The organism is Bradyrhizobium sp. (assembly GCF_050014615.1).
In the GTDB taxonomy this organism is placed as follows: domain Bacteria; phylum Pseudomonadota; class Alphaproteobacteria; order Rhizobiales; family Xanthobacteraceae; genus Bradyrhizobium.
In genome coordinates, this window is the sequence record NZ_JBEKCZ010000161.1 from 1 (window position 1) to 12009 (window position 12009).

General features: G+C 62.1%; 13 protein-coding genes. 7 read left to right on the top strand and 6 right to left on the bottom strand.

The genetic code is table 11. The features are described from left to right. Positions 1-500, bottom strand: a 500-nt coding sequence (locus tag ABR948_RS22250; protein ID WP_428122120.1) for an MFS transporter, incomplete at its 3' end; no start/stop codon positions are given. A 390-nt stretch (positions 501-890) separates the two neighbouring features. On the opposite strand from ABR948_RS22250, the gene ABR948_RS22255 reads away from it, so the two are divergent. Further along, positions 891-1085, top strand: a complete 195-nt coding sequence (locus tag ABR948_RS22255; protein ID WP_428122123.1) for a hypothetical protein — start codon at positions 891-893, stop codon at positions 1083-1085. 256 nt (positions 1086-1341) lie between these two features. Here the strand turns inward: ABR948_RS22255 and ABR948_RS22260 are convergent, their stop codons facing one another. Together ABR948_RS22260 and ABR948_RS22265 are read right to left on the bottom strand one after the other, a co-directional pair. Next, positions 1342-1521, bottom strand: coding sequence for a hypothetical protein (locus tag ABR948_RS22260; protein ID WP_428122125.1), 180 nt, complete (start codon positions 1519-1521; stop codon positions 1342-1344). A 382-nt stretch (positions 1522-1903) separates the two neighbouring features. After that, on the bottom strand, positions 1904-2338 hold the full coding sequence (locus tag ABR948_RS22265; protein WP_428122127.1) for a DUF4399 domain-containing protein: 435 nt from the start codon (positions 2336-2338) through the stop codon (positions 1904-1906). A gap of 230 nt (positions 2339-2568) precedes the next feature. Here ABR948_RS22265 and ABR948_RS22270 point away from each other — a divergent pair, with 230 nt between their 5' ends. Both ABR948_RS22270 and ABR948_RS22275 read left to right on the top strand, forming a co-directional pair. Further along, a complete protein-coding gene (locus ABR948_RS22270) occupies positions 2569-3708 on the top strand; it encodes an amidohydrolase family protein (RefSeq protein ID WP_428122130.1) in 1140 nt (379 codons plus the stop codon). A 16-nt stretch (positions 3709-3724) separates the two neighbouring features. After that, complete coding sequence (locus ABR948_RS22275) at positions 3725-4732, top strand: alpha/beta hydrolase (RefSeq protein WP_428122133.1); 1008 nt, start codon at positions 3725-3727, stop codon at positions 4730-4732. 64 nt (positions 4733-4796) lie between these two features. Here ABR948_RS22275 and ABR948_RS22280 read toward each other — a convergent pair whose 3' ends face one another. Beyond that, on the bottom strand, positions 4797-5177 hold the full coding sequence (locus ABR948_RS22280; protein ID WP_428122135.1) for a DoxX family protein: 381 nt from the start codon (positions 5175-5177) through the stop codon (positions 4797-4799). A 362-nt stretch (positions 5178-5539) separates the two neighbouring features. On the opposite strand from ABR948_RS22280, the gene ABR948_RS22285 reads away from it, so the two are divergent. The 3 genes from ABR948_RS22285 to ABR948_RS22295 all read left to right on the top strand — a co-directional run bounded on the left by ABR948_RS22285 (position 5540) and on the right by ABR948_RS22295 (position 9743). Further along, positions 5540-6379, top strand: a complete 840-nt coding sequence (locus ABR948_RS22285; protein WP_428122138.1) for an alpha/beta fold hydrolase — start codon at positions 5540-5542, stop codon at positions 6377-6379. Between the two features lie 239 nt (positions 6380-6618). Beyond that, the gene (locus ABR948_RS22290) at positions 6619-7425 is read left to right on the top strand and encodes a CbbQ/NirQ/NorQ/GpvN family protein (RefSeq protein WP_428122149.1); all 807 of its coding nucleotides are present in this window, start codon (positions 6619-6621) and stop codon (positions 7423-7425) included. After that, entirely contained in the window at positions 7422-9743 is a 2322-nt protein-coding gene (locus tag ABR948_RS22295) for a nitric oxide reductase activation protein NorD (protein WP_428122141.1), read from the top strand. Before ABR948_RS22290 ends, ABR948_RS22295 begins: the two co-directional genes overlap by 4 nt. Positions 9744-9763: 20 nt before the next feature. On the opposite strand, the gene ABR948_RS22300 is transcribed toward ABR948_RS22295, so the two are convergent. After that, complete coding sequence (locus tag ABR948_RS22300) at positions 9764-10342, bottom strand: TetR/AcrR family transcriptional regulator (protein WP_428122143.1); 579 nt, start codon at positions 10340-10342, stop codon at positions 9764-9766. 128 nt (positions 10343-10470) lie between these two features. Between ABR948_RS22300 and ABR948_RS22305 the strand changes: the two genes are divergently transcribed. Continuing rightward, the gene (locus ABR948_RS22305) at positions 10471-11172 is read left to right on the top strand and encodes a glutathione S-transferase family protein (protein WP_428122145.1); all 702 of its coding nucleotides are present in this window, start codon (positions 10471-10473) and stop codon (positions 11170-11172) included. Positions 11173-11292: 120 nt separating this feature from the next. On the opposite strand, the gene ABR948_RS22310 is transcribed toward ABR948_RS22305, so the two are convergent. Next, a partial coding sequence (locus ABR948_RS22310) for an alpha/beta hydrolase family protein (RefSeq protein WP_428122147.1) occupies positions 11293-12009 on the bottom strand: 717 nt, incomplete at its 5' end.

Here is a 12009-nt window from a genome sequence, read left to right on the forward strand (position 1 = left end):
ATCCCGACCAGGAACCAGGCCAGCATCCGCGTGCGGTACTGGGTCGGAAACCAGGCGGCGAGAAAGAACGTCACGCCCGGAAAGAAGCCGGCTTCCGCGATCCCGAGCAACAGCCGCAGCGCATAAAAACTGTTGGGTCCGACCACAAACGCGGTCGCCGCCGACACCAGGCCCCAGCTGATCATGATGCGGGCGAGCCAGCGCCGCGCGCCGAATCGGTAGAGCATCAGATTGCTGGGGACTTCAAACAGCGAATAGCCGAGAAAGAAAACGCCGGCGGCGAGACCAAATTGTCCGGCGGTCAGCCCCAATTGCTGATTCATGGTCAGGGCCGCAAAGCCAAGACTGGTGCGATCGAGATAGTTGAAGAGGTAGGAGATCGTCAGCAGCGGCACAAAGCGAAGGGCGGCTTTGCGAACCGCGCTCTGCAGCACGGCATCGGAAGCGGACACCCCAGAGTTTTCGAGATCGCCCGGGACGCCCTGCTGCACGAGTGCCATCCCTGTTCCTTCCGCGTGATGGTTATTGTTCTTGGTATTAGAGCGTTTTCGAGCGAAGTGGATACCGGTTCGCGTGAAGAAAACGCGTCAAAACAAAAGATTAGAGCCTCGGTTCTGATTCAATTCAGAACCGATCAGGCTCTGGCCCGCCGCCTATAGCACGCCGGCGGGTTCCGTCGTGAACGGAGTCCGCCCGGCCACGTGCCGGCTCACATACCGGCCGTACCGGCCATGTTACAGGAATGTCACAGGCACGAAGATAGTACGGCTGTTCCTTATCCGTTCGAAAGAGTTGATGACGCGCTTGTCTTACACGCGGTTAGGCTGGCTCTGGGTCTAAGGTTTTGGGGGTTGAGGTTTACCGGGCTTGCGCTGTGAGGGAGAGCCGACATGCCAGCCTACATCCAGCATCACGAAATCGAGACGTCAGCGATTGTCTGCCCCGGCTGCATCGGATTGCTTCCGATGTTTGTGAGAGACGTAGAGCCGCATTGGAGCATGGCGAAGATCGACTTCATCTATGAGTGCTCGGACTGCGGCGCCGAAGTCAGGCAGACCGTGACCAAGCCGGAACGGCGACATTAGCCCAACGCGCCCGCCAGCACGTCCGCAATGACGCCAGCGAGGGACGGATGGCGCCATCGGCGGTGGGGGAGTGTTGGCGGGCGCGCACCTCGCGCAGGGTGCACTGACACGCAATTCAGTGCCGCAAGGCTTCATGACAACAAGGCTTCATGACAACAAGGCTTCATGACAATACGCAAAGCTTCATGACAACAGCTGACTGAGCTGCGCGCGGCGGATGGTGGTTCGGGCAACCGGGTTTCAGGAAACCGTTGTTTCAGGCAGCAGCGGCGGTGATCTCGAGATTGCACTCGCGAAAATGATACGCGATCTCGTCCAGCGCGCGCTGTTCCCACTCTTCGGCTTCGGCGAGCCAGAAAACCCGGCGTTCGGAATCACGCAACGCGCGCTCACGGCAAAGGAATTCCTGCCGGCGGATTTCGATGAGCTTGTCCATGAACTCCACTCCTGTGTGAAGCCAATTAGCGCGAGAAGCATAGCAGGGTTGTGACGGAAAGTCCTTTCGATTTGATCCCGTGAAAGAGGGGAACCCTCCTGCCTCGTGCACGCGGCGGCAGCATCGCAACGCAATATGCAACCATCATGCGGACGGCTTGCCGCTCAATCTCGTTTGATCGCTAGAGCGTGACGAGATTAGATTGATCTGCAACAGCAACGGAAGTGTGCTCCCTCTCCCATGGGGAGAGGGCGGGGTGAGGGGGTACGGTCTATCGATGAACCCTAACCCCTCACCCGAATCGCTCAGCGATTCGACCTCTCCCCATGGGAGAGGTAAGTGAACCAGCTGACAGACCGATTCAATGTAAAAACATCCCGCCCTAGCGCACCGTGATCGTGATCGGCTCCGACATCACAGGCGGCACATGCGGGATGTGGGTCCAGTCGGCGAGCACGAGTTGCAGCGTGTGCGTACCCTTCGGCAGCGTCACCATGGCTTCGGTCTGGCCGCCGCCAAAATGCTTGTGGGTGTCGTCGGCGGGAATGGCTTCCTTCATCTGCTCGGCCGTCAGCCTGGTGTCGATCAGCAGATGGTGATGCCCGGTGTTCGGCTTTTCGACGCCGGCCGGCGCAATCCCCATGCCGGACAATCCGAACTGCACCAGGAACGGGCTGGTCACCTCGGCGCCGTCCTTCAAATTGATGATGTACACCTTGGCGCCCGCGGGCGACGGCGTTTGTGCCGCGGCTCGCGTCATGCCCGCGACGGCGAACATGCTGAGCAAAGCTAAAACCATTCGCAAAGACGTGATCATCTCGTGTATTCCTCATCCATCCTGAAGCCGGACCGCGCGGCGGTATCGGTGTTGAAAACCCCTGTCACGCCGGCATATTCCCGATTTTCATGATCCTGACATCGGCAAGCTATTGTCGGCGACATCTACATATCGCTAGACTATGACAGGTATCGGGCCGATCAAGCCAACAAGTCCGCGAAGACCGACAGAAAATACCACCAGGGAATAGTAATGTGATGGAAAAGCACATGACGCAAAAACACGTGACGGAAAAATACAAGATTGAACGGCCCTTGTCGTTGCGAGGCTGCGCCTGCGGCTGCGGCAACACGCTTTCGCTGTCCGGCGCGGCGCTGAGCCGGCGGCGTTTCATGCAGGGCGTGGCGGGCGCCGCGGCGCTCGCGGCGGCCGGGATCGGCGATCCGCAATGCGCGGCCGCCCAAAGCGCCGAAGCCAAACCCTACCGCATCGACGTTCACCATCATCTGTCGCCGCCGAGCTATATCGCGGCCTCGGTCGCCAGCAATTTCGGCGAAGGTCTGATGCGCGGCTGGACGCCTGAAAAATCGCTGGCGGATATGGACGCGGCCGGCGTCGCGGTCGCGATGCTCTCGGTGACGCAGCCCGGCGTCAATTTCACCTCCGGCGAGGCCGCGCGCAAGCTGGCGCGCGAATGCAACGAATACAACGCCAAACTGATCGCCGATCATCCCGGCCGCTTCGGAGGTTTCGCGATGCTGCCGCTGACCGACGTCGACGGCAGCCTGAAGGAAATCGCCTACGCGCTCGACACGCTCAAGCTCGACGGCATCGGCCTTTTGACGAACTATCACGACAAATGGCTTGGCGACCCCGCCTTCCTGCCGGTCATGGAAGAACTCAACCGGCGCAAGGTCGTGGTCTATACCCATCCGGCCACGGCCGATTGCTGCGTCAACCTGGTGCGGACCGAGCCGCCGGGGATGATCGAATGGGGCACCGATACCACCCGCACCATCGCCGACATCATCTTTTCCGGCAACGCCCAGAAATTCCGCGACATCCGCTGGATCTTCTCGCATGCCGGCGGCACCATGCCGTTCCTGATCGAGCGCCTGATCCGTCACCCCATGCTGGAGCCGAAGGCGAAACCAACAGTGCCGGACGGCACGCTGGCCGAACTGACGCGCTTCTATTACGACACCGCGCAAACCGCCAACAAGGCCGCGATGTCGGCGCTGACGGCGGTGATCCCGACCTCGCAGATCGTGTTCGGCACCGATTTTCCGTATCGCACCAGCATCGACCATGTGAAGGGCCTGAGAACCGCCGGCGTGTTCACCGACGCTCAGCTGATGGATATCGAACGCGGCAACGCGCTGAAGCTCTTGCCGCGGCTCGCGGTCTGATCCCGGAGCGCATCAGATGACTGAACCGGGCAGCGAAGGCGTGAAGGTGGATCGCCGGACCCTCCTTGCGGGGATATCGGCGGGCCTCGCCGCCACAGGCGCCGGCGCGGCGCTGGCACAGCCGGCACCGGGCACGGTTTCAGAAAAGGCGCCCGCGGTCTGGCTCGACCTGACCCAACAACAACTCGACGACGCCTATGACCAGACCAAATACGCGCCGAACTTTCTGCAGGTCGTCAATCGCTACGCCTCAAACAGCAATGCGATGCGGGCGCGTCTCGGCGAACCCCAACGCTTCACTTACGGCCCGACCTTCATGGAGCAACTCGAGGTCTATGCCACCCGGCGGCCGAATGCGCCGATCCATATTCACATTCACGGCGGCGCCTGGCACCAGCGTCCCGCCGCCGAATACGCCTTCGCGGCCGAGATGCTGATGAATGCCGGCGCGCATTACGTGCTGCCGGACTTCATTTCCGTCGACCAGGCCAACGGCGACCTGATGCCGATGGTCGAACAGGTCAGGCGCGCCATCGCCTGGACCCTGCGCCATGCGCCGGCCTTTGGCGGCGACGCGGAGCGCGTCTATCTATCCGGCTTTTCCTCGGGCTCGCATCTCGCCAGCGTCGCGCTGCTGACGGATTGGCGCAAAGATTTCGATCTGCCCGCCAATGCCATCAAGGGCGCGGTGCTTTCAAGCGGCATCTACGACCTCAAGCCGGTGCGGCTTTCGGCGCGTTCGAAATACGTGAAATTTACCGACGAGATGGAGGAAAGCCTCAGCCCCCAGCGGCATCTGGCGCGGATCGATACGCCCTTGGTGCTCGCGCATGGCAGCTACGAGACGCCGGAATTCAAGCGCCAGACCCGCGATTTCGCCGCCGCGCTGCAGGCGGCCAACAAGCCGGTGCAGTTTTTCATCAACGAAAATTACAACCACTTCGAAATGATGGAGACGTTCGCGAGCCCTTACGGCCTGCTCGGACGCGCGGTGCTCGAGCAGATGCAGTTGCATTCCATCTGAAAAGCAAAAGGCCAGCGGGCGCGCTTTCGCGCAGCACCGCTGGCCTTGAGCCGCTTGCCGGTTCTTACTTCTCCGCGCCGATCGCCCAGCGTCCCGGTCCTGCCACGAAGTAGATCAGGAAGATGAAGCAAAAGAGAATCGCGGCGTCGCCGCCGTTGAGCATCGGGAAGAGGGCTTTCGGCGCGTGGGCGATGAAATAGGCGGCCGCCATGTCGCCGGCCAGGATGAACGCGACCGGCCGGGTGAACAGGCCAATCGCGAACAGCACGCCTCCGACCAGTTCGATCACGCCCTGAAACCAGAACAACGTCCCCATCGCCGGCATCCCCATCGGCGATTGAGGAAATCCGAACAGTTTTGAAGTGCCGTGTTCCAGAAACAATAGCCCGATGACGATGCGCAGAATGCTGAGCGTTTCCGGCCAATACTTGCTGACGCGATCCATTGATCACTCCCTCCAATGACGAAACCAGTGTTGGTTCGTCCCCCGTACCCACCTACCATATCCCGCAAAATCGCCCGCTGCCAAGCAAGCCCCCCGCAGATTGCCGTCCCGCGCTGCGGGACGCATAGGCGTGGTCTGCTTCGCAGTTGCGCTGGGCGCGCTGATAAAAGCACCAACGGCCAGAATTATTTCTGGGATTTGCATATTATGCGTGCACCGCACCCGGGAGCCGGCGCCCGGTTCACAACATTTCACAACATCTTGTCCGGCATCCTGTCCCACGCCCTGTGCCGATGTCACGCCGCTGTGACAAAAAACAGCGAAAATGGACGCTGAAGTTTTCACACCAACAGAGACCGAACATGAAACGCGGAATTGCCATTCTGCTGTCGCTTGGCGCGTTGGTCACATCAGGCTATTTCACCGCGAGCAAATGGGCGATCCATCACACCACGCTGACCTTCTTTGATCCGCAGCGCACCGACCGTCCGGTCGCGGTGGATATCGCCGTTCGACGCGACAAGGAATGGGAAGCGACCGCCGAGATGGTCACCCTGCCGGTGGTGATCCTCAGCCATGGCAACACCGTCAAGTTCACCGAATACTCATTTCTGGCAAACGTGTTTGCGGCCCGCGGCTACATGGTCGTGAGCATCCAGCATGACCTCGATACCGATGAGCCGATGGTGACAAAAGTCGGCGAGCAATATGTCGGCCGCGGCATGCAGTATAATCGCGGCATCGCCAACATCATGTTCGCGATCGACGAATTGAAGAAGCTGCAGCCGAATTCGGACTACCGTCACCTGACCATGGTGGGCCATTCCAATGGCGGCGACATCTCGATGTATTTCGCCAAGCGATATCCTGACATGATCAAGAAGGTGGTGACGCTGGATAATCTGCGCGTCCCCTTCATGACCGACGGCAAGTTCAAGATCCTGTCGTTCCGTTCCAAGGACCCCGTGTTCAAGGCCGATCCCGGCGTCGTGCCTGACGACGAAATCTGTAAGAAGGCCGGTATCACCGTGATCAGGACCGCCTATCAGCACAATGAGTTGAGCGACCGCGGCTCGAACGAAGTCAAAACCTCGATTCAGGCCATTCTCGATAAATTCCTAAGCGAGGACGACGACGCCCCCTCCACGCCGACCCACGCACCGGCGATGGTCGAGCCGGAACAGGTCGCGCTGTCGCGCTGACGATCAAGGCGGTGCCGGCGGCGTTGCGAGGGGTCGCGGCCGGGCCCTTGCTGCCCTCCCCTGCTCCCTTGTGCAAAGCCGCGATTGGCGGTCTAATGACGATCGAGGCGTTTTCAAACGCCTGATCACGCGCTCCAGGGCTGTGGCGCGTCCATAGGCGATGCTTGCCGAACCCATTGCGCAGGGGCGGAGATCTTCATCACATCGACGGTCGGCCTCCCCACGCATCACCCGTGGAGATGCACGTGAATCTCGATGCCTACCGAATTGCCTCGGAGCCGTTCTATCAGCCGGTCGGCGATGAAATCGCGGTGTTTGAGGCCGCCTTCTCCGAGCGCCTGCCGGTGATGCTGAAGGGGCCGACCGGGTGCGGCAAAACCCGGTTTGTCGAGCACATGGCCTGGCGCCTGAAGAAGCCGCTGGTGACCGTCGCCGCGCATGAAGACATGACCGCTTCCGATTTGGCCGGCCGCTATCTGCTGGAGCCGGACGGCACCGTCTGGCACGACGGCCCGCTGACCATGGCGGTCAGATACGGCGCGATCTGCTATCTCGACGAAATCGTCGAGGCACGGCAGGACACCACGGTGGTAATCCATCCGCTGACCGATGCGCGGCGGATCCTGCCGCTGGAAAAACACAACGAGATCGTGCCGGCCCATGGCGATTTTCAGCTCACCATCTCCTACAACCCCGGCTATCAGAGTGCGGTCAAGGATCTCAAGGAATCGACCAAGCAGCGTTTCCTCGCGATCGACTTTTCCTACCCGCCGGCGGCCATTGAGGCCGCGATCGTGGCGCGCGAGGCCGGCACCGACGTCGCTCTCGCCGGCACCCTCGTCGCCATCGCCGAGCGGTCGCGCAATCTTCAGGGCCATGGCCTCGACGAAGGCGCCTCGACCCGGATGCTGATCCACGCCGGACGGCTGGTGCGCGCCGGCCTGCCGCTTGCCGCCGCGGTCCGCTCCAGCATCGTGCTGCCGATCACTGATAATCCCGATATCCGCCAGGCGCTCAGCGCCGCCATCGAGGCCTGCATCCCGTGAGTCCCGCCAGACCAGCGTCGCTGCGGCTGGTGCCGGCGCAACCGGCAGGCTCAGTGCGCCGCCTTCATCTCTTGATGCGCCAGCGCGAGGCGCTGCGGCCGCTGTTTCGCTCCACCTGGGATAATCTCGCCGCGCGTTTCGAGACCGGTGAACTCGAGGGCTGGGCAACAAACGTATTGGCGCTGGCCGACGTCAATGCCGGGCCGTCATGTTTGATCGCGTTCTGGGAGCTCAGCCGCAACCAGCCGACCGAACACGGCATCGCGCCGCTGATGGCGGCGGCCCACACCGCCGCCAATATCTGCCGCCATGCCGGCGCAAAGGCCACCGCCGCCACGATCATTTCGGCCACGATCGCGCACCGCATGCTAGGCGCGGGTCCGGCGCTGGCGCGATGGTGGCGCACCATGGACGATCTTTCGCAGCGCGCGCCGGAATCGGTCGAAGCTACGGCGTCGCGGATGGGCGAGATTTTGTCCGCAGGCAACATCCATGCCTTCGAGAGTTTCGTTGCCGCCGGTTTGAAAATGTCAGCCGGCGACAGGCGCAAGCGGCTTTCCTTCTTCACGCTGCAGGATGAGCTGGCGCGGCGGCTGGTGGAGCGCGCCGCTGACGGCATCGGATTTGCCGAAACCGAACGCCAGACCAAGGCCTTCGTGACCGCTTTGTGGGGCCGGCCGCCGCTGCTGCGCAGTTTTGCGGCCGGCAGCGGCCAGGCGCCGCAACGCCGTTCGGGAATCGCAGGGCCGCTGATACGTTTGCCCGACATCTATCGCGGCGTGCAGGGCGACGCCGCCTATGCCTTGTACAAAGCGGCGGCGGCGCATGCGCAGGCGCATCTGATTTTCGGCGGACCGCGATTTCCGGTCGGCCAATTGAAGCCGCTGCAGACCGCGCTGGTCACCCTGATCGAGGACGCGCGCGTCGAGACGCTGGCGATGCGCGCGCTGCCGGGACTGCGGAAATTGTGGTCGCCCTACCACGTCGCCATCCCGGCCGGCGTCGCCACCGCCCCGACTATGCTTACCCGCCTGTCGCGGGTCCTGTTCGATGCGAGCTACCACGACGATGACGGTTTTGTCGCCAAGGGGCGCGCGATGTTCGAGGCCAGGCTGCTGCGCCTCGAAGACCCCGCGATCAGCCGCGAGATCGGCATGTTGCTGGGCAACGACCTCGGCCAGATGCGCGTGCAGTTCAACGCCAAGACCTATGTCGTCGAACCCGTCTATCGCGATGATGGTCTGGGCCTGTGGGACTTCGGCGACAACGCGGCTTCATCCGGCGAAACCCTCGATCTCACCGTCGAGGCCGCGCGCCTCGAAGCGCGCGACGACCCCGATCCGAATTCGCTGCGTCAAGATCAAACCGAGGACGAGAGCCAAATCGGCCATGCGCGGCCGGTCGCGCCGGACCAGCGCGGCGTCGTGATCGCGAAATATCCGGAATGGGATCGCGCCCACGGCGTCGAGCGCCCGGACTGGACCACGGTGCGCGAGGTTCTCGCCAGACCCGGCGATCCGCGCCTGGTCGAGGACGCGCTCGAGCGCGCCGACGTGTTGCGCAATCGTATCCGCCAGCTGGTTCGTGGCGTGAAGGTCGGCCGCGCCATTCGCTTGAAGCGCCAGCTCGACGGCCATGACCTCGACGTCGATGCCATGCTCGATGCGGGTATCGCGCTGCGCATGCGCATGGAGCCCGATCCCAGGGTGTTTCGCACCACCACCTCCAGACATCGTGACCTCGCGGTGTTGTTGCTGCTCGACATCTCCGAATCGACGCGCGACCGGCTCAGCTCCGGCGCGTCGATTCTCGATGTCGAACGGCTCGCGGTCGCGGTGCTGGCCGAAGCCACGAGCGCGCTCGGCGATCCCTTCTGTCTGCTCGCCTTTGCCTCCGATGGCCGCGACGATGTCGAGATGACGACCGTCAAGAGTTTCGACGAGCCGTATGACCGGGCCTGCGTCGGGCGGCTCGCCGCTTTGTCATCGGGGCTGTCGACGCGGCTCGGCACCGCATTGCGCCACGCCGGCGAGCTGATCAGTCACGCCAGGAGTTTTCGCAAGCTCGTCATCGTCCTGACCGACGGCGAACCATCCGATATCGATGTCGCTGATCCTCTTGATCTGGTCGAGGACGCGCGACGCGCCGCGGTCGGATTGCGGGCACGCGGCATCGACGGCTTCGGCGTGGTGCTGGGATCAGGCGCGATGAATTCCGCGGTGCGTATTTTCGGTCGCGGCAATACCATGCTGGTGCCGCGCGTCGAGGACCTGCCGGCGCGGCTGTCCGAACTCTATTTCCGGCTGGCGCGGCGGTAGACCAGCTGGCGAAGGCAGGTTCAGGGAATGAGACCGTTCGCTCGATAGGTCGCGACGATCTCTTCATAGACGGAGACGTCGCCACGGCTGTGGGCGACCAACTGTGCGCCCGAGACTGCCGCGAAGATGGCACGCGCACGACGCCGGATCTCCTCGGGCTTCCCAGATTTGAGCATTGCCAACACCCGCGCGATCCAACGTTCGTTCATCTCACCCCACTTGACGACCTCGGTTCGCACATCTTCCGGAAGTTCGTTGCGCTCGGCCGACAAGATTCCGGCAAGGCACATGCGGTTTTCGTTGCGCAACGTGTCAGCGAACACGTCAGTGTAGCGCGCCATGCACGTTTGGGGATCGAGCCCCTGCGCCAGCAGTCCGTCAAAATATTCGGCGTAGTGGGCCGTGTAGCGATTGGCCAGCGCTGCGCCCAGTTCTCCCTTGGTCGCAAAATAATAGTGAATGCTGGCGCTCTTGATCCCGACGTCCTTCGCCAGCTCGCGGAAACTGAGGCCACTGTAGCCAAGGTCCTGCACGGTGAGCCGTGCCGCCTCCATGATCCGCTCCTTGGTGTTCGAGTCCGCAACCATCGTCATCTCCATCTACTTACCTGACGATAGATAGGCGTTGACATCTCGAAAGGGAAGGTCTAATTGAGCGTTATTACCTACCTGACGACAGGTAGATTAACGGGCGGGACGATCCGCTCCAACCTCAGGGAACCACCGCCATGACGACCAAACTCGAACTATTCACCTCGCCCTCGGCTTTCCCGAACCCGCAGCGCCTGCGCATTTTCATGCACGAAAAGGGCATTGCGGATCAGTTCAACGAGCACGTCTACGACATGGCGCCCGTCGGCGAGCAGCGGCAGTGGCGGCACCTGAAGATGAACCCCTGGGGCGAAACTCCCACCCTCAAGATCGCGAACGGCAGCTTTATCTCCGAGACGGCCGCCATCGCCCGCTATCTCGACCAGTCCATGCCCGGGCGGAAGATCATGGGCGCGACCCCATTGGAACAGGGTCTGGATAACATGTGGGACAACCGCATCTGGGTGCATATCCTCTACCGCATCGTCACGGCCTTCCATGTCCTGCATCAAGGGCTCGGACCGAAGCTCGAACTGACGACCAACCACGCCTGGGGCGAACATTCCCGCAAGGAAGCGCTGGCGCACGCGAGCCTGGTCAACCAACATCTGGCGGACGGACGCGACTGGATCCTCGGCGGGGACGCGCCGACCTTCTCGGACATTACGATGGCCACCGCCATCGCCTTTTCCAAGTTTCCGGTCAACGCAACCCCGCTCGACGAGCGCTTCGAGCATTTGGATGCATTCTGGCAACGCTGGCAGCGTCGTCCTGCCTTCCAGGCCGCCTATGCCGATCGCCAAAGCGGCGTGCCGGAGTTGGACAACCGGGCGAACTAGATTCTCAGGGAAAAAATTGAACCAAAGTCTGAGATAGCTGAAGGGCCGCGCGTCACCGCGCGGCCTTCTTGCATTGAATTAGGTGGGTCTCGCTTCGGCGGATCAGGCACCGGCGATTTTCTACGACGCCAGCAGCTCCTTCAGCTTCGCGTCGATGAAGTCGACGTCTTTCGGGTTGGTGCCCGGACCACCGGCAAAATGTCCCCATATCGAGGGCACCGGTACCAGCCTGGCGTTCGGCATATTGGAGACTTCATTCTCACTGTCGGCGACCGGAAAATAGAGATCGGTCTGGCCGGGCATGACATAGGCCTTGGCCTTGATGGCGCCGAGGGCGGCTTTGAAATCGCCCTTGTAGATATCATTGTCGCTGATGTCGCCGTTCTGCCAGGTCCACAGCATGGTCAAGAGATTGTTGGCGTCCTTGGGCAGGAAAAACCCTTCCCAGAACGCGACCAGAAAATCCTCCAGCGACGAATAGCCGAGCGCCTCGATATCGAGCTTCGCCCGGTAGAAGTCCTGGGAGAATCCCCAGCCCGCATAGACGCGGGCCGCGGCGCGCAGGCCGCGGGCCGGCTTGTCGGTATACCAGCCTTCCTTCCAGGCCGCGTCGGCGGTGAGCGCCGCCTTGACACCCTCCAGGAACACAAAGTTATGCCGTGAACATTTCGCCGAACCACAAAACGGCGCGATCAGGTCCATCATGTCAGGATAAAGCGCGCCCCAGTGGAAGGTCTGCAGCGCGCCCATCGACCATCCCGTCACCAGCCGGATATGCGTGATGCCGAACTGTTCGGTAACGAGGCGGTGCTGCGCGCGCACGTTGTCGTAAGGGGT

What these genes read in the sequence shown, in the direction of transcription:
- ABR948_RS22255 (WP_428122123.1), top strand. Translation starts at nt 891, where the DNA reads ATGCCAGCCTACATCCAGCATCACGAAATCGAGACGTCAGCGATTGTC.
- ABR948_RS22260 (WP_428122125.1), bottom strand. Translation starts at nt 1,521, where the DNA reads ATGGACAAGCTCATCGAAATCCGCCGGCAGGAATTCCTTTGCCGTGAG.
- ABR948_RS22265 (WP_428122127.1), bottom strand. Translation starts at nt 2,338, where the DNA reads ATGATCACGTCTTTGCGAATGGTTTTAGCTTTGCTCAGCATGTTCGCC.
- ABR948_RS22270 (WP_428122130.1), top strand. Translation starts at nt 2,569, where the DNA reads ATGACGCAAAAACACGTGACGGAAAAATACAAGATTGAACGGCCCTTG.
- ABR948_RS22275 (WP_428122133.1), top strand. Translation starts at nt 3,725, where the DNA reads ATGACTGAACCGGGCAGCGAAGGCGTGAAGGTGGATCGCCGGACCCTC.
- ABR948_RS22280 (WP_428122135.1), bottom strand. Translation starts at nt 5,177, where the DNA reads ATGGATCGCGTCAGCAAGTATTGGCCGGAAACGCTCAGCATTCTGCGC.
- ABR948_RS22285 (WP_428122138.1), top strand. Translation starts at nt 5,540, where the DNA reads ATGAAACGCGGAATTGCCATTCTGCTGTCGCTTGGCGCGTTGGTCACA.
- ABR948_RS22290 (WP_428122149.1), top strand. Translation starts at nt 6,619, where the DNA reads ATGCACGTGAATCTCGATGCCTACCGAATTGCCTCGGAGCCGTTCTAT.
- ABR948_RS22300 (WP_428122143.1), bottom strand. Translation starts at nt 10,342, where the DNA reads ATGGAGATGACGATGGTTGCGGACTCGAACACCAAGGAGCGGATCATG.
- ABR948_RS22305 (WP_428122145.1), top strand. Translation starts at nt 10,471, where the DNA reads ATGACGACCAAACTCGAACTATTCACCTCGCCCTCGGCTTTCCCGAAC.